Origin of the sequence: Burkholderia reimsis (assembly GCF_003294055.1) — a bacterium.
In the GTDB taxonomy this organism is placed as follows: Bacteria; Pseudomonadota; Gammaproteobacteria; order Burkholderiales; family Burkholderiaceae; genus Burkholderia; species Burkholderia cepacia.
Genome location: NZ_QMFZ01000003.1, coordinates 280,551 through 300,417 on the forward strand (window position 1 = coordinate 280,551; position 19,867 = coordinate 300,417).

At 65.4% G+C, this 19,867-nt stretch carries 16 protein-coding genes; 15 read left to right on the plus strand and 1 reads right to left on the minus strand.

Annotated elements, in window-relative coordinates:
* Nucleotides 1-131 precede the first annotated feature (131 nt).
* From DPV79_RS06180 to DPV79_RS06215, 7 genes are all read left to right on the plus strand, one after another.
* Complete coding sequence (locus DPV79_RS06180; protein ID WP_042977861.1) at nucleotides 132-1,700, plus strand: transglycosylase SLT domain-containing protein; 1,569 nt, start codon at nucleotides 132-134, stop codon at nucleotides 1,698-1,700.
* A 157-nt stretch (nucleotides 1,701-1,857) separates the two neighbouring features.
* On the plus strand, nucleotides 1,858-3,075 hold the full coding sequence (locus DPV79_RS06185) for an MFS transporter (protein ID WP_113045013.1): 1,218 nt from the start codon (nucleotides 1,858-1,860) through the stop codon (nucleotides 3,073-3,075).
* Nucleotides 3,076-3,440: 365 nt separating this feature from the next.
* Nucleotides 3,441-4,586 carry a glutamine-hydrolyzing carbamoyl-phosphate synthase small subunit gene (gene carA, locus DPV79_RS06195; RefSeq protein ID WP_113045014.1) on the plus strand — a complete coding sequence of 382 codons (1,146 nt, stop codon included), beginning with the start codon at nucleotides 3,441-3,443 and terminating at the stop codon, nucleotides 4,584-4,586.
* A gap of 37 nt (nucleotides 4,587-4,623) precedes the next feature.
* On the plus strand, nucleotides 4,624-5,283 hold the full coding sequence (gene leuE, locus DPV79_RS06200; RefSeq protein WP_021163364.1) for a leucine efflux protein LeuE: 660 nt from the start codon (nucleotides 4,624-4,626) through the stop codon (nucleotides 5,281-5,283).
* 49 nt (nucleotides 5,284-5,332) lie between these two features.
* Complete coding sequence (gene carB, locus DPV79_RS06205) at nucleotides 5,333-8,587, plus strand: carbamoyl-phosphate synthase large subunit (protein WP_021163363.1); 3,255 nt, start codon at nucleotides 5,333-5,335, stop codon at nucleotides 8,585-8,587.
* Between the two features lie 118 nt (nucleotides 8,588-8,705).
* Entirely contained in the window at nucleotides 8,706-9,182 is a 477-nt protein-coding gene (gene greA, locus DPV79_RS06210; RefSeq protein ID WP_021163362.1) for a transcription elongation factor GreA, read from the plus strand.
* A 14-nt stretch (nucleotides 9,183-9,196) separates the two neighbouring features.
* Nucleotides 9,197-9,655: a DUF4149 domain-containing protein gene (locus tag DPV79_RS06215; protein ID WP_113045015.1), complete on the plus strand. Its 459-nt coding sequence runs from the start codon at nucleotides 9,197-9,199 to the stop codon at nucleotides 9,653-9,655.
* Between the two features lie 79 nt (nucleotides 9,656-9,734).
* Here the strand turns inward: DPV79_RS06215 and DPV79_RS06220 are convergent, their stop codons facing one another.
* Nucleotides 9,735-10,262 (minus strand): YhbY family RNA-binding protein, encoded by a 528-nt coding sequence (locus DPV79_RS06220; RefSeq protein ID WP_059486740.1) that lies wholly within the window; start codon nucleotides 10,260-10,262, stop codon nucleotides 9,735-9,737.
* A gap of 193 nt (nucleotides 10,263-10,455) precedes the next feature.
* Between DPV79_RS06220 and DPV79_RS06225 the strand changes: the two genes are divergently transcribed.
* The 8 genes from DPV79_RS06225 (at nucleotide 10,456) to pstB (ending at nucleotide 19,862) form a co-directional block, all read left to right on the plus strand.
* Nucleotides 10,456-11,118: an RlmE family RNA methyltransferase gene (locus tag DPV79_RS06225; protein WP_021163359.1), complete on the plus strand. Its 663-nt coding sequence runs from the start codon at nucleotides 10,456-10,458 to the stop codon at nucleotides 11,116-11,118.
* A gap of 166 nt (nucleotides 11,119-11,284) precedes the next feature.
* Entirely contained in the window at nucleotides 11,285-13,183 is a 1,899-nt protein-coding gene (ftsH, locus tag DPV79_RS06230) for an ATP-dependent zinc metalloprotease FtsH (RefSeq protein WP_059681991.1), read from the plus strand.
* Nucleotides 13,184-13,261: 78 nt separating this feature from the next.
* On the plus strand, nucleotides 13,262-14,155 hold the full coding sequence (gene folP, locus DPV79_RS06235) for a dihydropteroate synthase (RefSeq protein WP_133295618.1): 894 nt from the start codon (nucleotides 13,262-13,264) through the stop codon (nucleotides 14,153-14,155).
* Nucleotides 14,156-14,183: 28 nt separating this feature from the next.
* Nucleotides 14,184-15,539, plus strand: a complete 1,356-nt coding sequence (gene glmM / locus DPV79_RS06240) for a phosphoglucosamine mutase (protein ID WP_021163356.1) — start codon at nucleotides 14,184-14,186, stop codon at nucleotides 15,537-15,539.
* A gap of 453 nt (nucleotides 15,540-15,992) precedes the next feature.
* Entirely contained in the window at nucleotides 15,993-17,027 is a 1,035-nt protein-coding gene (gene pstS / locus DPV79_RS06250; RefSeq protein WP_027787874.1) for a phosphate ABC transporter substrate-binding protein PstS, read from the plus strand.
* Between the two features lie 94 nt (nucleotides 17,028-17,121).
* Complete coding sequence (gene pstC / locus DPV79_RS06255; RefSeq protein WP_113045017.1) at nucleotides 17,122-18,108, plus strand: phosphate ABC transporter permease PstC; 987 nt, start codon at nucleotides 17,122-17,124, stop codon at nucleotides 18,106-18,108.
* Nucleotides 18,105-18,998, plus strand: coding sequence for a phosphate ABC transporter permease PstA (gene pstA, locus DPV79_RS06260; protein ID WP_021157278.1), 894 nt, complete (start codon nucleotides 18,105-18,107; stop codon nucleotides 18,996-18,998). The genes pstC and pstA overlap by 4 nt, the downstream gene beginning before the upstream one ends.
* A 15-nt stretch (nucleotides 18,999-19,013) precedes the next feature.
* The gene (pstB, locus tag DPV79_RS06265; RefSeq protein ID WP_021157277.1) at nucleotides 19,014-19,862 is read left to right on the plus strand and encodes a phosphate ABC transporter ATP-binding protein PstB; all 849 of its coding nucleotides are present in this window, start codon (nucleotides 19,014-19,016) and stop codon (nucleotides 19,860-19,862) included.
* The last annotated feature ends 5 nt before the right edge of the window (nucleotides 19,863-19,867 follow it).

A 19,867-nucleotide genomic window follows, 5' to 3' on the forward strand; every position in this document is an offset into this window, starting at 1 on the left:
AGCTCAAGCGGTGTCTGTAAAAATTGCTCCAAATGTAGGATTTCGCTGAGTTTTCGGTGTTTTTATTGACGTGAAGCACGCACTTCCGTAGTATCGCCTGCAATTTCCAGCCGTCGGAAGCCGAGATTTTCATGCGACTTATATTGAGTGCGATGGTGGTTCTGCTGCTCGCCGCTTGTGCGAGCCAGGCCCCTGTCGCCAACAACGCCGCCGATTCGCAGGCGACGTCCAACTACCTCCGTAAATCAGCCACCGCCAAAGAAACTGTCGACGTCGACAAGCAATCCGTCGGCGACCTGACCAGTGCAGACTCCGATCTCTGGGGGCGCATCCGCCGCGGTTTCCAGATGCCCGACCTGCAGAGCGACCTCGTCGACATGCAGACGACCTGGTACACGCAGCGGCCCGATTACGTGCAGCGCATGACCGAGCGCTCGCAGAAGTACCTGTATCACATCGTCGAGGAGCTCGAGGCGCGTCACATGCCGACCGAACTCGCGCTGCTGCCGTTCATCGAGTCCGCGTACAACCCGCAGGCGCTGTCGGTCGCGAAGGCGGCCGGCATGTGGCAGTTCATGCCCGGCACGGGCCGTACCTACAACCTGAAGCGCAACATGTGGCAGGACGAGCGCCGCGACGTGCTCGCGTCGACGAGCGCCGCGCTCGACTACCTGTCGCGCCTGCATGACATGTTCGGCGACTGGTACCTCGCGCTGGCCGCGTACAACTGGGGCGAGGGCAACGTGCAGCGTGCGATCGCGCGCAACCAGGCGGCCGGCCTGCCGACCGACTACCAGAACCTGCGGATGCCGAACGAGACGCGCAACTACGTGCCGAAGCTGCAGGCGGTGAAGAACATCATCGCGAGCCCGCAGCAGTATGGCCTGACGCTGCCGGACATCCCGAACCACCCGTATTTCGTGACGGTCACGACGTCGCGCGACATCGACGTGGCGGTCGCCGCGAAGCTCGCGAACCTGTCGCTCGACGAATTCCGCTCGCTGAACCCGTCGTTCTCGAAGCCGGTGATCCTCGGCGCGACCGAGCCGCAGATCCTGCTGCCGTTCGACAACGCGTCGGCGTTCGAGAAGAACCTGAAAGCCTACAACGGCCAGCTTTCGTCGTGGACCACCTATACGGTCAGCGAACGTGCACGGCCGGCCGCGATCGCCGAGAAGATCGGCGTGGACGCCGATACGCTGATGTCGATCAACAAGATTCCGGCCGGCATGCGCCTGAAGCCGGGCTCGACGATCGTCGTGCCGCGCGGCGATGACGACGACGAGGACATCAGCGCCGACGTCGCCGAAAACGGCGCGCTCGCGATGGAACCCGATGTGCCCGACACGCGCAAGATGCTGATCCGCGTGCGCCGCAAGCAGTCGATGGCGGCGATCGCCGGCCGCTATGGCGTGTCGGTCGGCCAGCTCAAGGCGTGGAACCGCACGCACCGCGATCTCGTGATGCCGGGCCAGGCGCTCGTGCTGCACGTGCCGGTCGGCCGTTCGGTGCCGGCGGAGCCCGGTCCGGAACGGATCGCGACGTCGGCCGCCGGTGCGCACATCGAGCGCGCGAGCCTGGCGGTGGGCGGCAAGTCGCATGGCGCGAAGCGCGGCGCGGCGAAGCCGGCGGCCAAATCGACGAAAGCGACGAAAGCGGCGCCGGCCAAGGCCGCAACGCAAAAGGGCAAGAAAAAGTAACGCAGTCGCGAGCGCATCGCGCGGCCGGCCCGGTTCGTGCGGTTGCGTTATCATCCGACGAAATGCGACGAAACGCCGTCACCGAGGTGACGGCGTTTTTGTTTGTGCGCGGCGCGGGGGTGCCGCCTTGAATGCCTTCATATAACAAGGAGAGACGATGTCGTCGGTGCAGGTGAGGGTGCTCGCGCTGTTTTCGGTCGGGTATTTCGTGTCGTATGTGTTTCGCGGCGTCAATCTGGGCTTCGCGCCGTTCGTCACGCACGAGCTCGGGTTGTCGGCCGCCGATCTCGGCCTGCTCACGAGCCTTTATTTCCTCGGCTTCGCGGGCGCGCAGATCCCGGCCGGCGTGATGCTCGATCACTTCGGCCCGCGCCGCGTGACGGCCGGCATGCTGCTGTTCGCGGCCGCCGGTGCGGCCGTGTTCGGAGCCGCGCACAGCCTCGGCACGATGATGGTCGGCCGGCTGTTGATCGGCGTGGGCGTGTCGGTGTGTCTCGGCGCGGCGTTCAAGGCGCTCGCGCAGCATTTCCCGGTCGGCCGGCTGCCGCTCGTGAACGGGCTCGTGATGGCCGTGGGCGGCCTCGGCGGCGTGATGGTCGGCTCGCCGCTGACCTGGCTGCTCGGCTGGACGAGCTGGCGCGCGATCTGTTTCGGCCTCGCGGTGCTGACGGCGGCCGTCGCGGCGTCGATCGGCCTGGGCGCGCCGGAGGCGAAGCAGGTGCGTCACCAGGGTGGGCTCGTCAGCCAGTTCAAGGGCACGTGGCATATCCTGGGCAGCCGTGCGTTCTGGAAGATCTCGTCGTTCTCCGTCGTCACGCAGGGCGTGTTCTACGCGATGCAGTCGCTGTGGGTCGGGCCGTACCTGCGCGATGTCACGGGGTTCGATGCGCCGCATGCGGCGCGCCTCGTGTCGGTGCTCGGCTTCGCGATGATGGCCGGCTGCGTCGGCTTCGGCGCCGCGGCGCGCGTGCTCGAGCGGCGCGGCGTGTCCGTGTACGCGTTCTGCGGCATCGGCATGGCGTTGTTCGTCGCGACGCAGGCTGCGATCGTGGCGCGCGTGCCGTTGCCGCCTGCCGTTCTGTGGGCCGCATACGGAATGTTCGGCGGCGTCGGCATCCTGACCTACGCGGTGATGGCCGGGCATTTTCCCGCGCATCTGATCGGCCGCGCGAACACGACGCTCACGCTCGTGATCTTCCTGCTGATCTTTGCGTTCCAGATCGGTGTCGGCGCGGTGCTGTCGCACTGGCCCGCGGTCGACGGCCGCTATCCGGCCGCCGCGCACTTCACAGCATGGGGCGTGTTGCTCGCGCTGCAGCTCGCGAGCGCGGTCTGGTACGTATGGCCCGCGCGCGGCGCTGGCCAAATGCACTGATCCGGCGGTACGCTCGGGGCAGGGCGGCCGCGTAAAACGGGGCCGCAGCGCGCTGCTTCGCGTCGCCGCGCGTCGCGCACGCACGATCGGACGGCCATATCAATTGAAGATAAGGCCATTTTCAGGCTATAATTTGAAAGTTTGTGCTGATCAACCTCGCACCCTAGCGCCTACCTCATACATCCCGTTCATCCGCCGCACGCCGTCTGCCGGGCGATGCCGCGAAGCCTCGTGCGCCACGCGCCGGGTTCGCGTCACGACAACGCAGGCCGCGTCCAGCAAGCGACCACGCGCGCCCACGCAGCGCGGCGCTCGCGCGGCAGGGTAAACAGGTCGGCAGCAGGGTGTTCCCCAAGGAGCCTCCCGTGTTGCCGTCTTTTACTCCCGCCTTGCTTGCACTCGCCGACGGCACGGTCTTTCGTGGTTATTCGATCGGGGCCGAAGGCCACACGATCGGCGAAGTCGTGTTCAATACCGCGATCACCGGCTATCAGGAAATCCTGACTGACCCGAGCTACTCGCGCCAGATCGTCACGCTCACCTATCCGCATATCGGCAACGTCGGCGTGAACGCCGAAGATGTCGAAGCCACGAAAGTCCATGCCGCCGGCCTGATCATCCGTGATCTGCCCACGCTCGCATCGAACTTCCGCATGGACCGCACGCTCGGCGACTACCTGCGCGACGAAGGCGTCGTCGCGATCGCCGGCATCGACACCCGCAAGCTGACCCGCATCCTGCGCGACAAGGGCGCGCAGAGCGGCTGCATCCTGACGGGTTCCGACGACGAAGCGAAGGCGATCGAGCTCGCGCGCTCGTTCGAGGGCCTCGCCGGCATGGATCTCGCGAAGGTCGTGTCGACCACGAAGCCGTTCGAGTGGAAGCAGACCGAATGGCGCCTCGAAGGCGGCTACGGCATGCAGGAAGCGCCGAAGTACCGTGTCGTCGCGTACGATTTCGGCGTCAAGTACAACATCCTGCGCATGCTCGCGGAACGCGGCTGCCACGTGACGGTGCTGCCGGCCGAGGCGAGCGCGGAAGATGCGCTCGCGCTGAATCCGGACGGCATCTTCCTGTCGAACGGCCCCGGCGATCCGGAACCGTGCGACTACGCGATCGCGGCCACGAAGCAGTTCATCGAGCGCGGCGTGCCGACCTTCGGCATCTGCCTCGGTCACCAGATCATGGGCCTCGCGGTCGGCGCGAAGACGCTGAAGATGAAGACGGGCCACCACGGCGCGAACCATCCGGTGAAGGATCTCGGCGACGGCCGCGTGGTGATCACGTCGCAGAACCACGGCTTTGCGGTCGATGCGGATTCGCTGCCGGCCAACGCGCGCGTGACGCACGTGTCGCTGTTCGACGGCACGCTGCAGGGCTTCGAGCTGACCGACAAGCCGGCATTCTGCTTCCAGGGCCACCCGGAAGCGTCGCCCGGCCCGCACGACATCGGCTATCTGTTCGACCGCTTCACCGCGCTGATGGACGCGGCGAAGCAGCGCAACGCTTAACGCAACCGACGCAACCGAAGGACGGGAGATTCGCATCATGTTCGGCCACGCACTCGGCATCACGGATATCTGGACCTACGTGTTCGGCGTGATCTTCATCATCCTGCTGCCGGGGCCGAACTCGATGTACGTGCTGTCGCTCGCGGCGCAGCGCGGCGTGAAGGCCGGCTATCGCGCGGCGTGCGGCGTGTTCGTCGGCGACACGGTGCTGATGGTGCTGTCCGCCGCCGGCGTCGCGTCGCTGCTGAAGGCGAACCCGCTGCTGTTCTCCGTCGTCAAGTACGGCGGCGCCGCGTATCTGCTCTACATCGGCACCGGCATGCTGCGCAGCGCGTGGCAGAAGCTGCGCGCGCGCGCCGATGCGCCGGCCGATGCACCGCCCGCGGTCGACGGCGAGCGTCCGTTCCGCAAGGCGCTGATCGTGAGCCTGCTGAATCCGAAGGCGATCCTGTTCTTCATCTCGTTCTTCATCCAGTTCGTCGACCCGGCATTCCCGCATCCCGCGCTGTCGTTCGTCGTGCTCGGGGCGATCGCGCAATGCGCGAGCTTCCTGTACCTGAGCACGCTGATCTTCGCGGGTGCGCGGCTCGCCGAGCACTTCCGCCGCCGCCGCAAGCTTGCAGCAGGCGCGGCGAGCAGCGTGGGCGGCCTGTTCATCGGTTTCTCGGTGAAGCTCGCGCTCGCCACAATGAGCTGAGCGCAGCCGGCCGACCCACGACAACGATTACTTATTGAATTCACAAGCCATGCCAAAACGCACAGACATCAAGAGCATCCTCATCATCGGCGCCGGCCCGATCATCATCGGCCAGGCGTGCGAGTTCGACTATTCGGGCGCGCAGGCTTGCAAGGCGTTGCGTGAGGAGGGCTACAAGGTCGTTCTCGTCAACAGCAACCCGGCGACGATCATGACCGACCCGAACACGGCCGACGTGACCTACATCGAGCCGATCACGTGGGAAGTCGTCGCACGCATCATCGAGAAGGAGCGCCCGGACGCGATCCTGCCGACGATGGGCGGCCAGACCGCGCTGAACTGCGCGCTCGACCTGCACCACCACGGCGTGCTCGAGAAGTTCGGCGTCGAGCTGATCGGCGCGTCGCCGGAAGCGATCGACAAGGCGGAAGACCGCCAGAAGTTCAAGGAAGCGATGACCAAGATCGGTCTCGGTTCCGCGAAGTCGGGCATCGCGCACTCGATGGAAGAAGCGACCCAGGTGCACGCCGAGATCATGGCCGGCACCGGCGGCAGCGGCTACCCGGTCGTGATCCGTCCGTCGTTCACGCTCGGCGGCTCGGGCGGCGGCATCGCGTACAACCGCGAAGAGTTCGAGGAGATCTGCAAGCGCGGTCTCGACCTGTCGCCCACGCGCGAGCTGCTGATCGAAGAGTCGCTGCTGGGCTGGAAGGAATACGAGATGGAAGTCGTGCGCGACCGCGCCGACAACTGCATCATCGTCTGCTCGATCGAGAACCTCGACCCGATGGGCGTGCACACCGGCGACTCGATCACGGTCGCGCCGGCGCAGACGCTCACCGACAAGGAATACCAGATCCTGCGTAACGCATCGCTCGCGGTGCTGCGCGAGATCGGCGTCGACACGGGCGGCTCGAACGTGCAGTTCTCGATCAACCCGAAGGACGGCCGCATGGTCGTCATCGAAATGAACCCGCGCGTGTCGCGTTCGTCGGCGCTCGCGTCGAAGGCTACCGGCTTCCCGATCGCGAAGGTCGCGGCGAAGCTGGCCGTCGGCTACACGCTCGACGAGCTGAAGAACGAAATCACCGGCGGCCAGACGCCGGCGTCGTTCGAGCCGACCATCGACTACGTCGTCACGAAGATCCCGCGTTTCGCGTTCGAGAAGTTCCGTGAAGCCGATTCGCGCCTGACCACGCAGATGAAGTCGGTCGGCGAGGTGATGGCGATCGGCCGTACGTTCCAGGAATCGTTCCAGAAGGCGCTGCGCGGCCTCGAAGTCGGTGTCGACGGTCTCGACGAGAAGTCGACCAACCGTGACGAGATCGCGATCGAGATCCACGAGCCGGGCCCGGACCGCATCTGGTACGTCGGTGATGCGTTCCGCATCGGCATGACGGCCGAGGAAATCTTCGCGGAAACCGCGATCGACCCGTGGTTCCTCGAGCAGATCGAGCAGATCATCCTGAAGGAAAAGGCGCTCGCAGGCCGCACGCTCGCATCGCTGACGTTCGACGAGCTGCGCTACCTGAAGCAGAGCGGCTTCTCCGACCGCCGCCTCGCGAAGCTGCTCGGCGCGACGCCGGAAGACGTCCGCAAGCGCCGCATCGAACTCAACGTGCGCCCGGTCTACAAGCGCGTCGACACGTGCGCGGCCGAGTTCGCGACGAAAACCGCGTACATGTACTCGACCTACGAGGAAGAGTGCGAGGCGCAGCCTACCACCAACAAGAAGATCATGGTGCTGGGCGGCGGCCCGAACCGGATCGGCCAGGGTATCGAGTTCGACTACTGCTGCGTGCACGCGGCGCTCGCGATGCGCGAGGACGGCTACGAAACGATCATGGTCAACTGCAACCCGGAAACGGTGTCGACCGACTATGACACGTCCGACCGCCTGTACTTCGAGCCGCTGACGCTCGAAGACGTGCTCGAGATCGTCGACAAGGAAAAGCCGGTCGGCGTGATCGTCCAGTACGGCGGCCAGACGCCGCTGAAGCTCGCGCTCGACCTCGAGGCGCACGGCGTGCCGATCGTCGGCACGTCGCCGGACATGATCGACGCGGCCGAAGACCGCGAACGCTTCCAGAAGCTGCTGCAGGACCTCGGCCTGCGCCAGCCGCCGAACCGCACCGCGCGCGCCGAAGACGAAGCGCTCGCGCTGGCCGACGAAATCGGCTATCCGCTGGTCGTGCGTCCGTCGTACGTGCTGGGCGGCCGCGCGATGGAAATCGTCCACGAGCCGCGCGACCTCGAGCGCTACATGCGCGAGGCCGTGAAGGTGTCGAACGATTCGCCGGTGCTGCTCGACCGCTTCCTGAACGATGCGATCGAGTGCGACGTCGACTGCATCTGCGACGGCGAAGCCGTGTTCATCGGCGGCGTGATGGAGCACATCGAGCAGGCGGGCGTCCACTCGGGCGACTCGGCATGCTCGCTGCCGCCGTACTCGCTGTCGAAGGAGACCGTGGCCGAACTGAAGCGTCAGACGGGCGCGATGGCGAAGGCGCTGAACGTGGTCGGTCTGATGAACGTGCAGTTCGCGATCCAGCAGGTGCCGCAGGCTGACGGTTCGAAGCAGGACATCATCTACGTGCTGGAAGTGAACCCGCGCGCATCGCGCACGGTGCCGTACGTGTCGAAGGCGACCAGCCTGCCGCTCGCGAAGATCGCGGCGCGCGCGATGGTCGGCCAGAAGCTCGCGCAGCAGGGCGTGACGAAGGAAGTCGAGCCGCCGTACTTCAGCGTGAAGGAAGCGGTGTTCCCGTTCGTCAAGTTCCCGACCGTCGATCCGGTCCTCGGGCCTGAAATGCGTTCGACCGGCGAAGTGATGGGCGTCGGCCAGACGTTCGGCGAAGCGCTGTTCAAGTCGCAGCTCGCGGCCGGTTCGCGCCTGCCGGAGTCGGGCACGGTGCTGCTGACCGTGATGGATGCGGATAAACCGAAGGCGGTCGAAGTCGCGCGCATGCTGCACGACCTCGGCTACCCGATCGTCGCGACCAAGGGCACGGCTGCCGCGATCGAAGCGGCCGGGGTGCCGGTGAAGGTCGTGAACAAGGTGAAGGACGGCCGTCCGCACATCGTCGACATGATCAAGAACGGCGAGATCGCACTCGTGTTCACGACGGTCGACGAAACGCGCCAGGCGATCGCCGATTCGCGTTCGATCCGCATGAGCGCACAGGCGCACAAGGTCACGTACTACACGACGATGTCGGGCGCGCGCGCGGCAGTCGAAGGCTTGCGCTACCTGAAGGATCTGGAAGTCTATGATTTACAAGGTCTTCACGCTCGCCTAAACTAAGCAGTCAGTTACCTGTCGAAGCAACACGTGCCGCGATTAGGCGGTGTTTCCAGTGCATCGGAAACGCGCTTAATCGCGGTGATTTTTTTTATAGCCGTTTTTAGCGATTGAGCCGTTTATGAGCACCATTCCGTTGACAAAGCGTGGCGCAGAGCAACTGCGCGATGAATTGCAGCGCCTCAAGTCCGTCGAGCGGCCGGCCGTGATCAACGCGATCGCGGAGGCCCGCGCACAGGGCGACCTGTCCGAAAACGCCGAATACGATGCCGCGAAGGAAAAGCAGGGCTTCATCGAGGGTCGTATCGCGGAAATCGAATCGAAGCTGTCGGCCGCGCAGGTCATCGATCCGACCGTGCTCGACGCCGAAGGCCGCGTGGTTTTCGCATCGACCGTCGAACTCGAGGATCTGGAGTCGGGCGACACCGTCAAGTACCAGATCGTCGGCGACGACGAAGCCGATATCGATCACGGCCTGATCTCGGTCAGCTCGCCGATCGCGCGTGCGCTGATCGGCAAGTCCGAAGGCGACGTCGCGGCCGTGCAGGCGCCGAGCGGCGTGCGCGAATACGAAATCATCTCGGTCAGCTACATCTGAAGCGGGGCGACACGATGCCGCATCGCGTGTTCCGTCTGCTGTCGGCCGTGTGGGTCGGCAGCCTGCTGACGATCGGGTATGCGGTCGCGCCCGTGCTGTTCAAGACGCTGGAGCGGATGACGGCCGGTTCGGTCGCCGCCCAGCTGTTCCGTATCGAGGCGATCCTCGGTGTCGTGTGCGGCGTGCTGCTGCTCGCGTTGTCGAACCAGCAGGTGCGGCGCGGCAGCAGCGATTATCGCCGCGTGCGCTGGATCGTCGCCGCGATGGTCGGGTGCGTGCTGGTCGGGTATTTTGCGCTGCAGCCGTTCATGAACGCGCTGCGGGTCGCCGCGATGGACGCGGGCACCGATATCGCGAATTCGCCGTATGCGAGCCGCTTCGGGATGCTGCACGGCGTCTCGAGCGTGTTCTACCTCGTCGAGAGCGTACTGGGGCTGATGCTGATCTGGCGTCTGCCGGCGCGCGACGCCTGACGCGCGTGCCGCGCAGGCCCGGTCGATGCCGGGCCCGCGGGCAGGGTGGCGGGACGGCGCAGCCGTGCCGCCCCGATGCTTACTTGTCCTGGAACGGCCGCTTGGTGCTGGCCTGGCGCTTTTTCGCACGCTTCACGGTACCGCCCGCCGTCACGCGTTCGTTGCCGCGCACCGTGACCTTGACCGGCCGCGGACGGCGCACGGGGCTCGCGTTCGGCGACACCTTGACGACCTTGACGGTGCGCGGTGCACGGCCTTTCTTGTCGTCCACGGCTTCGGCCGCGCTCGGCAGCGTGCCGGCACGACGGCCGCGGGCCGGGGCCGCAACGGCGGCTTCGGGCTTCCAGATCACCAGCAGCTTGCCGATGTGCTGGATCGGCGCCGCGCTCAGGCGATCGCAGATCTCGTCGTAGATCGCGATGCGCTCGTCGCGCTCGTCGCCGAACACGCGGATCTTGATCAGTTGGTGCGCGTCGAGGTGCACCTTGATTTCCTTCAGCACGGCGTCGGTGAGCCCTTCGGCGCCGATCAGCACGACGGGCTTGAGCGCATGGGCCTGGGAGCGCAGCGCGGAGCGCTCGGCGGGAGAAAGCGAAAGGGCGGGCATGGAAATGTCGAAATCTAAATAAGGGCGCGCTGACTGAAAAGCGATCGCGGGTAGTTACCGCGTCAGCCGTGCGCCGAAACCACGTAAAATCGCGGCTTGGGCCCGAAAAGGGGCCGCAGCCGCGCGAAGAAGACGCGTATTATCCGCTAAAAGCGCGGCTTCACGAAGCAATTGGCAGCAATCTCTCTTTCGAATGGCAAAAAACCGCTTCAACCAGCACTGGCTGCACGACCACATCAACGACCCGTACGTCAAAATGGCGCAGCGGGAGGGCTATCGCGCGCGTGCCGCGTACAAGCTGAAGGAAATCGACGAGCAGGACAAGCTGATCCGTCCGGGCCAGGTGATCGTCGATCTCGGCGCGACGCCGGGCAGCTGGAGCCAGTATGCCCGCAACAAGCTCGCGCAGGGCAAGAAGCGCGATGCGGAGCGCGAAGGCGGCATCGACGGCACGATCGTCGCGCTCGACATCCTGCCGATGGAGCCGATCGCCGACGTCCACTTCCTCCAGGGCGACTTCCGCGAGGATGACGTGCTTCACCAGCTTGAGGAATTGCTCGAAGGCCGCGCGGTGGACCTTGTTATTTCCGACATGGCCCCCAACCTCTCCGGCGTGGCCTCGGCGGACGCGGCGCGCATCGAGCATCTCTGCGATCTGGCGCTCGAATTCGCGCAGAACCATCTGAAGCCGGATGGTGCGTTGCTCGTGAAATGTTTTCACGGCAGCGGCTACAGCCAGATCGTCGAGAAATTCAAACAGCAGTTTAAGACCGTCGCGCCGCGCAAGCCGAAGGCGTCCCGCGACAAATCGTCCGAAACGTTCATTTTGGGTCGGCATCTGAAACGTCCGCGCTGATGCGCGGCGGGGTGCCGCAAACGGGCTCCGGCCCTTGCCAGACAAGCGAAGCGCTATCGCGGCGGTTGTCAATGCTTATGGCGAGGGTGGTCGGACTGGATTAGAATGACCGAGGGGCGCCGCAAGGAAAATGTAGGCGCTCGTCTACGAGTGAAGGAGTGGTGCTTTGAACAACAATATGTTTTCGAAGGCAGCGGTGTGGCTGGTGATCGCACTGGTGCTGTTTACGGTGTTCAAGCAGTTCGACAAGCCCCGCGTCCAGGAAGGCGTGTCCTATTCGCAGTTCATGGACGACGCCAAGAACGGCAAGGTCAAGAACGTCATCGTTCAGGGGCGCAACCTCACCGTCACTCCGGCTGATGGCCAGAAATACCAGATCGTGTCGCCCGGCGACATCTGGATGGTTGGCGATCTGATGAAGTACGGCGTGCAGGTCAGCGGCAAGGCCGACGACGAGCCGAATGCGCTGATGTCCGCGCTGTACTACCTCGGGCCGACGATCCTGATCATCGTGTTCTGGTTCTACATGATGCGGCAGATGCAGGGAGGCGGCAAAGGCGGCGCGTTCTCGTTCGGCAAATCCCGCGCGCGGCTGATCGACGAGAACAACAACGCGGTGAACTTCTCCGACGTCGCGGGCTGCGACGAAGCGAAGGAAGAAGTGTCCGAGCTCGTCGACTTCCTGCGCGATCCGCAGAAATTCCAGAAGCTCGGCGGCCGCATTCCGCGCGGCGTGCTGCTCGTCGGCCCTCCGGGTACCGGCAAGACGCTGCTGGCCCGCGCAATCGCGGGTGAAGCGAAAGTGCCGTTCTTCAGCATCTCGGGTTCGGACTTCGTCGAAATGTTCGTCGGCGTCGGCGCGGCCCGTGTGCGCGACATGTTCGAGCAGGCGAAGAAGCACGCACCGTGCATCGTGTTCATCGACGAAATCGACGCGGTCGGCCGTCATCGCGGCGCCGGCATGGGCGGCGGCAACGACGAGCGCGAACAGACGCTGAACCAGATGCTCGTCGAGATGGACGGCTTCGAGGCGAACTCGGGCGTGATCGTGATCGCCGCAACCAACCGTTCCGACGTGCTCGACAAGGCGCTGCTGCGTCCGGGCCGTTTCGACCGCCAGGTCTACGTCGGTCTGCCGGACATCCGCGGCCGCGAACAGATCATGCGCGTGCACCTGCGCAAGGTACCGATCGCGAACGACGTCGATGCGGCAGTCATCGCGCGCGGCACGCCGGGCTTCTCGGGCGCCGATCTCGCGAACCTCGTCAACGAGGCTGCGCTGTTCGCCGCACGCCGCGGCAAGCGCATCGTCGAGATGCAGGATTTCGAAGACGCGAAGGACAAGATCTTCATGGGTCCGGAGCGCAAGTCGGCCGTGATCCGCGAGGAAGCGAAGCGTGCGACCGCTTATCACGAGTCGGGCCACGCGGTGATCGCGAAGCTGCTGCCGAAGGCCGACCCGGTGCACAAGGTCACGATCATTCCGCGCGGTCGCGCGCTGGGTGTCACGTGGCAGTTGCCGGAGCATGACAACGAAACGTATTCGAAGGACTACCTGATGGATCGCCTCGCGATCCTGTTCGGTGGCCGGGTGGCGGAAGAGTTGTTCATGAACCTCGTCAGCACCGGTGCGTCGGACGACTTCAACAAGGCAACGCAGACGGCGCGCGCGATGGTCGCCCGTTTCGGCATGACCGATGCGCTCGGGCCGATGGTCTACGTCGACGACGAAAACGATGCATCGCCGTTCGGCCGTGGCTTCACGCGCACGATTTCGGAAGCGACGCAGCAGAAGGTCGATGCGGAAATCCGCCGCGTGCTCGACGAACAGTACGGCCTTGCGCGCCGCCTGCTCGACGAGAACCGCGACAAGGTCGAAGCGATGACCGCCGCGCTGATGGAGTGGGAGACGATCGATGCCGATCAGATCAACGACATCATGGAAGGCCGTCCGCCGCGCTCCCCGAAGAGCTCGCCGGCTGTCGGCGGTGATTCGTCGGGTGGCGGCAGCAGCGCCGAGGTGAAGGCCGGCAACGCACCGGCGCCTGCTTCGCCGGCGGCATAATCTCCGCTCTTTAGCACCGTTCACGGGCTGGTGTGTCTTCACACCGGCCCGTTTTGCATTCATTCACGCCAGTTGCCCGTGTCCGATTCCGCTGTTTCCCCCCCAATTCCCGCGCCACTCCGGTGCGGCCGCTTCGAACTGACGTTCGAGCGCCCGCTCGTGATGGGCATTCTCAACGCCACGCCCGATTCGTTTTCCGACGGCGGCCGCTTCCTCGCGCGCGACGATGCGCTGCGCCAGGCCGAGCGGATGATTGCCGAAGGCGCCGATCTCCTCGATATCGGCGGCGAATCGACGCGCCCCGGCGCGCCGCCGGTGCCGCTCGACGAGGAACTCGCGCGCGTGATCCCGCTTGTCGAAGCGCTGCGCCCATTGAACGTGCCGCTGTCGATCGATACCTACAAGCCGGCCGTGATGCGCGCGGCACTGGCCGCAGGCGCCGACCTGATCAACGACATCTGGGGGTTCCGCCAGCCGGGCGCGATCGACGCGGTGCGCGAGGGCAATTGCGGGCTGTGTGCGATGCACATGCTCGGCGAGCCGCAAACGATGCAGGTCGGCGAACCCGATTACGGCGACATCGTGACCGACGTGCGCGATTTTCTCGCCGCGCGCGCGCAGGCACTGCGCGACGCGGGGATTGCGCCGGAGCGGATCTGCGTCGATCCCGGTTTCGGGTTCGGCAAGGCGGTCGTCGACGACAACTATGCACTCCTGGCCGCACTGCCGGAAACGGCGCCCGCGCGGCCCGACGGGCGCGCGTATCCGATACTCGCAGGCATGTCGCGCAAGTCGATGCTCGGCGCGGTGATCGGCGGCAAGCCGCCGATGGAGCGCGTCGTGGCGAGCGTGGCGGCCGCATTGTGCGCGGTCGAGCGTGGGGCGGCGATCGTGCGCGTGCACGATGTCGCGGCGACGGTCGATGCGTTGAAAATCTGGAATGCCGTGCGCGAAGCCGCGCGGCAACGATAAGTCAGAAGACGAAGGAGGAAGATTCGCTATGGGACGTCGATATTTCGGCACGGACGGCATTCGCGGCACGGTGGGCGAGGCACCCATCACGCCGGATTTCGTGTTGCGTCTCGGCTACGCGGCCGGCAAGGTACTGGCCAGCTCGGCCGATGGCGCGGCAGGCTCGCGGCCGACCGTGCTGATCGGCAAGGACACGCGCGTGTCGGGTTACATGCTCGAAGCCGCGCTTGAAGCAGGGTTCTCGGCGGCGGGTGTCGACGTGATGCTGGCCGGCCCGATGCCGACGCCAGGGGTTGCTTACCTGACGCGCGCGTTGCGCCTGTCGGCGGGCGTCGTGATCAGCGCATCGCACAATCCGTATCGCGACAACGGGATCAAGTTTTTCTCCGCTGACGGCAACAAGCTGCCGGACGACACCGAAGCCGCGATCGAAGCGTGGCTCGACAAGCCGCTCGAATGCGCATCGTCCGACGGTCTCGGCAAGGCGCGCCGCCTCGACGATGCGGCCGGCCGCTACATCGAATTCTGCAAGAGCACGTTCCCGGCCGCGTTCGACCTGCGCGGGCTGAAGCTCGTGATCGACTGCGCGCACGGTGCCGCGTACCAGATCGCGCCGCACGTGTTCCACGAACTCGGCGCGGACGTGATCCCGATCGGCGTCGCGCCGAACGGCTTCAACATCAACGACGGCGTCGGCGCGACCGCGCCGGACGCGCTGGTGCGCGCGGTGCGCGCGAACCACGCCGATCTCGGCATTGCGCTCGACGGCGATGCGGACCGCCTGCAGGTCGTCGACGCGACCGGTCGCCTGTACAACGGCGACGAGCTGCTCTACGTGCTCGTGAAGGACCGGATCGCGACCGACGGCAAGGTGGAGGGTGCGGTCGGCACGCTGATGACGAATCTCGCCGTCGAAGTCGCGCTGCAACGCGCGGGCGTGAAGTTCGTGCGGGCGGCGGTCGGGGATCGCTACGTGCTCGAGCAGTTGCGCGAGCACGGCTGGCAACTCGGCGCGGAAGGCTCGGGCCACATCCTGTCGCTCGATCGCCACTCGACCGGCGACGGCATCGTGTCGGCGCTGCTTGTGCTGGCTGCACTGAAGCGCAGCGGCCAGACCCTCGCGCAGATGCTCGACGGCGTCACGCTGTTCCCGCAGAAGCTGATCAACGTGCGGATGAAGCCGGGTGCCGACTGGAAGGGCAGCACGTCGATTCGCGCAGCGATCGACGCAGCCGAAGCCGCGCTCGCCGGCAGCGGCCGCGTGCTGATCCGCGCATCGGGCACCGAGCCCGTGTTGCGCGTGATGGTCGAAGCGCAGCAAGCGGCCGACGCGGTTCGCCATGCGGAGACGATCGCCGACGCGGTGCGCGCGGCGACGGCCTGACGCGCAGGCCCGGCGCAAGGGCGGTCGGACGCCCGCGCGCCGGCGTTCCGTTGAACCGGCATGCGGCGCCTTCGGGGCGCCGCGATTTCGTCAGACGCAAAGGTTTGCGATACCTATAAGTAACGCATATCGCCTGCCGCATGCCCCGGACGAAAAAACGTCCGACCCCGAGATCGGGGCAGCTGCCGGCGGAGGCTTTTCGTACCACCGACGCGGTGCCGCGATCCCGCCGCACAGTGAGAAACGGGGCGTCATCCCGTCCCTTCCGGGCCGGCAATTCCTGCCGCCATCGCCCCTCCGCCGCCGTCTGAGCGCCACGCGCGCCGACCCTGTTACTCCCTTTCAACCAGTCATGTTACTGTCACGCCAGTTTCATCGATTGTCACATTACCGTCATGAGGAGCCCCTAACCTTCGCGGTGCCGTAGTCATCCGCTCACACACTGGAGGTCTCATGAAATTGATGCAAACCGCGATTGCCGGCCTGGCTGGCGCGCTTTTCGCCGTCGCCGCCCACGCTGCCGACATCACGGGCGCAGGCAGCACGTTCGCGATGCCGATCTATACGAAATGGGCTGCTGACTACCAGCAGACCGGCGGCGCGAAGGTCAACTACCAAGGTATCGGTTCGTCGGGCGGCCTGAAGCAGATTATCGCGAAGACGGTCGATTTTGCCGGCTCGGACGCTCCGCTGAAGGATGACGAGCTCGCGAAGGAAGGCCTGTTCCAGTTCCCGACGGTGGTCGGCGGCGTGGTGCCGGTCGTCAACGTGCCGGGCGTGAAGGCTGGCGAACTGACGCTGTCGGGCCCGGTGCTCGGCGACATCTACCTCGGCAAGATCAAGAAGTGGAACGACCCGGCGATCGCCGCGCTGAACCCGAAGGTCAAGCTGCCGGACACGGACATCGCCGTGGTCCGCCGCGCTGACGGCTCGGGCACGAGCTTCATCTGGACGAACTACCTGTCGAAGGTCAACGACGAGTGGAAGTCGAAGATCGGCGAAGGCACGACGGTCAACTGGCCGACGGGCACGGGCGGCAAGGGCAACGACGGCGTCGCGGCCTTCGTGCAGCGCCTGCCGGGCGCGATCGGCTACGTCGAGTGGGCGTACGCGAAGAAGAACAACATGATCTACACGGCCCTGAAGAACTCGACGGGCACGGTGGTCGAGCCGAAGACCGAAACGTTCAAGGCCGCTGCCGCAGGCGCGAACTGGTCGAAGTCGTTCTACCAGATCCTCACGAACCAGCCGGGCAAGGAAGCATGGCCGGTCGTCGGCGCGACGTTCGTGCTGCTGCACGCGAAGCAGGAAAAGCCGGAGCAGGGCGCGGAAACGCTGAAGTTCTTCAGCTGGGCGTTCAAGAACGGCGAGAAGGCTGCTGACAGCCTCGACTACATCTCGCTGCCGCCGGCAGTCGAAGCGGAAATCCGCAAGCAGTGGAAGGTCAAGGTGACGGACGCTTCGGGCAAGCCGGTCGCCGCCGAGTAAGCATTGCAGCGGTTCGCTGCCCGGCCGTGCCGGCCGGGCAGTGTGTGCGGTAAAGCCGGGCGTTACGGCGCCCGGCAATCAAAAGCAGGCACCCATGTCTGATATTTCCTACACGTCCTCCCGGTCGCCCGATAGTGCGCAGCAGCGCGCGCCGAGCCGTCTCGGGGATGTCCTGTTCGGCGGCCTTGCGCGGCTCGCCGCGATCGTGACCCTGCTGCTGCTCGGCGGGATCATCGTTTCCCTGATCATCGCGTCGCTGCCGACCATCCAGAAGTTCGGCCTCGGCTTCCTGTGGCAATCCGAGTGGGATCCCAACTCGGACATCTACGGCGCACTCGTGCCGATCTACGGCACGATCGTGACGTCGGTCATCGCGCTCGTCATCGCGGTGCCCGTCAGCTTCGGCATCGCGCTGTTCCTCACCGAGCTGTCGCCCGTGTGGCTGCGCCGCCCGCTCGGTATCGCCATCGAGCTGCTCGCCGCGATTCCGTCGATCGTGTACGGCATGTGGGGCCTGCTCGTGTTCGCGCCGATTTTCGCCGAATACTTCCAGAAACCGATCGGCCGCCTGTTCAAGGACGTCTGGGTGCTCGGCCCGCTGACTGCCGGCCCGCCGATCGGTATCGGCATCCTTGCAGCCGGCGTGATCCTCGCGATCATGATCATCCCGTACATCGCATCGGTGATGCGTGACGTGTTCGAAGTCACGCCGGTGCTGCTGAAGGAGTCGGCCTACGGGATCGGCTGCACGACCTGGGAAGTGATGTGGAAGGTGGTGCTGCCCTACACGAAGACGGGCGTGATCGGCGGCGTGATGCTCGGCCTCGGCCGCGCGCTCGGCGAGACGATGGCCGTGACCTTCGTGATCGGCAACACGAACCTGCTCGACAGCGTGTCGCTGTTCGCGCCGGGCAACAGCATCACGTCGGCGCTCGCGAACGAATTCGCGGAAGCGCAGCCGGGCCTGCACACATCCGCGCTGATGGAACTCGGCCTGATCCTGTTCGTGATCACGTTCATCGTGCTGTCCATCTCCAAACTGCTGCTGCTTCGTCTCGAGAAGGGAGAGGGCAAGAAATGAGCGAGCCCATCATGAATTTCCCGGGGCCGGACGGCGCCGCGCTCGACGCGATGCGCAACCGCCTGCAGCGCAAGCGCAAGGCCGTCAACGCGATCGCGCTCACCGCGTCGCTCGGCGCGATGGCCTTCGGGCTGCTGTGGCTCGTGTGGATTCTCTACACGACGGTGCATCTCGGCGTCGGCGGCCTGTCGCTGCAACTGTTCACCGAATCGACGCCGGCGCCGAACACGGAAGGTGGCGGTCTCGCGAACGCGATCGTCGGCAGCCTGCTGCTGTGCGGTTTCGGCACGCTGGTCGGCACGCCGATCGGCATCCTCGCAGGCGTCTATCTCGCCGAGTACGGCCAGAAGAACCTGCTGGCGAGCACGATCCGCTTCATCAACGACATCCTGCTGTCGGCGCCGTCGATCGTCATCGGCCTGTTCGTGTATGCGATCGTCGTCGCGAAGTCGGGGCGCTTCTCGGGCTGGGCCGGCGTGATCGCGCTTGCGCTGCTGCAGATTCCGATCGTGATCCGCACGACGGAGAACATGCTGAAGCTCGTGCCGAACGCGCTGCGCGAAGCGGCCTTCGCGCTCGGTACGCCGAAGTGGCGCATGGTGCTGAAGATCACGCTGCGCGCATCGGTCGGCGGGATCGTGACGGGCGTGCTGCTCGCGGTCGCGCGGATTGCCGGCGAAACGGCGCCGTTGCTGTTCACCGCACTGTCGAACCAGTTCTTCTCGTGGGACATGAGCCAGCCGATGGCGAACCTGCCCGTCACGATCTACAAGTTCGCGATGAGCCCGTTCGCGGAGTGGCAGTCGCTCGCATGGGCGGGCGTGTTCCTGATTACGCTCGGGGTGCTCGGACTCAACGTCCTGGCGCGCTCGATCTTCTCGAAAAAGTAACGGCGGAGCAATCCGATGAATATGGCAGAGAGCCACCTGAATCCCGTCGAGCGCACCGCTGCGCCGGCCGGCACGCATGACGCGGCGAACGATCGCCCGCTCGCGCCGCTGAACGCGAAGATCGAGGTCAACAACCTCAACTTCTTCTACAACAAGTTCCACGCGCTGAAGAACATCAACCTGCGCATTCCCGAAGGGAAGGTGACGGCGTTCATCGGCCCGTCGGGCTGCGGCAAGTCGACGCTGCTGCGCACGTTCAACAAGATGTTCGCGCTCTATCCGGAGCAGCGCGCCGAAGGCGAAATCCTGATGGACGGCGAGAACCTGCTGACGACGAAGCGCGACATCTCGCTGCTGCGCGCACGTATCGGCATGGTGTTCCAGAAGCCGACCCCGTTCCCGATGTCGATCTACGACAACATCGCGTTCGGCGTGAAGATGTTCGAAAAGCTCACGCGCTCGGAAATGGACGACCGCGTCGAGTGGGCGCTCACGAAGGCCGCGCTGTGGAACGAAGTGAAGGACAAGCTGAGCCAGAGCGGCTACGGCCTCTCGGGCGGCCAGCAGCAGCGTCTGTGCATCGCGCGCGGCATTGCGATCCGTCCGGAAGTGCTGCTGCTCGACGAACCGTGCTCGGCGCTCGACCCGATTTCGACCGGCCGCATCGAGGAACTGATCGCGGAGCTGAAGAGCGACTACACGGTCGTGATCGTCACGCACAACATGCAGCAGGCAGCGCGCTGCTCGGATTACACGGCCTACATGTACCTGGGCGAGCTGATCGAATTCGGCGAGACCGAAAAGATCTTCATCAAGCCGGTGCGCAAGGAAACGGAAGACTACATCACCGGCCGTTTCGGTTGATGACG

Coding starts and splice junctions, on each gene's coding strand:
- DPV79_RS06225 (WP_021163359.1), top strand. CDS start 10,456: ATGGCAAAAAACCGCTTCAACCAGCACTGGCTGCACGACCACATCAAC.
- pstB (WP_021157277.1), top strand. CDS start 19,014: ATGAATATGGCAGAGAGCCACCTGAATCCCGTCGAGCGCACCGCTGCG.
- glmM (WP_021163356.1), top strand. CDS start 14,184: ATGGGACGTCGATATTTCGGCACGGACGGCATTCGCGGCACGGTGGGC.
- greA (WP_021163362.1), top strand. CDS start 8,706: ATGAGCACCATTCCGTTGACAAAGCGTGGCGCAGAGCAACTGCGCGAT.
- DPV79_RS06215 (WP_113045015.1), top strand. CDS start 9,197: ATGCCGCATCGCGTGTTCCGTCTGCTGTCGGCCGTGTGGGTCGGCAGC.
- DPV79_RS06180 (WP_042977861.1), top strand. CDS start 132: ATGCGACTTATATTGAGTGCGATGGTGGTTCTGCTGCTCGCCGCTTGT.
- leuE (WP_021163364.1), top strand. CDS start 4,624: ATGTTCGGCCACGCACTCGGCATCACGGATATCTGGACCTACGTGTTC.
- DPV79_RS06220 (WP_059486740.1), bottom strand. CDS start 10,262: ATGCCCGCCCTTTCGCTTTCTCCCGCCGAGCGCTCCGCGCTGCGCTCC.
- carB (WP_021163363.1), top strand. CDS start 5,333: ATGCCAAAACGCACAGACATCAAGAGCATCCTCATCATCGGCGCCGGC.
- pstC (WP_113045017.1), top strand. CDS start 17,122: ATGTCTGATATTTCCTACACGTCCTCCCGGTCGCCCGATAGTGCGCAG.
- pstA (WP_021157278.1), top strand. CDS start 18,105: ATGAGCGAGCCCATCATGAATTTCCCGGGGCCGGACGGCGCCGCGCTC.
- pstS (WP_027787874.1), top strand. CDS start 15,993: ATGAAATTGATGCAAACCGCGATTGCCGGCCTGGCTGGCGCGCTTTTC.
- DPV79_RS06185 (WP_113045013.1), top strand. CDS start 1,858: ATGTCGTCGGTGCAGGTGAGGGTGCTCGCGCTGTTTTCGGTCGGGTAT.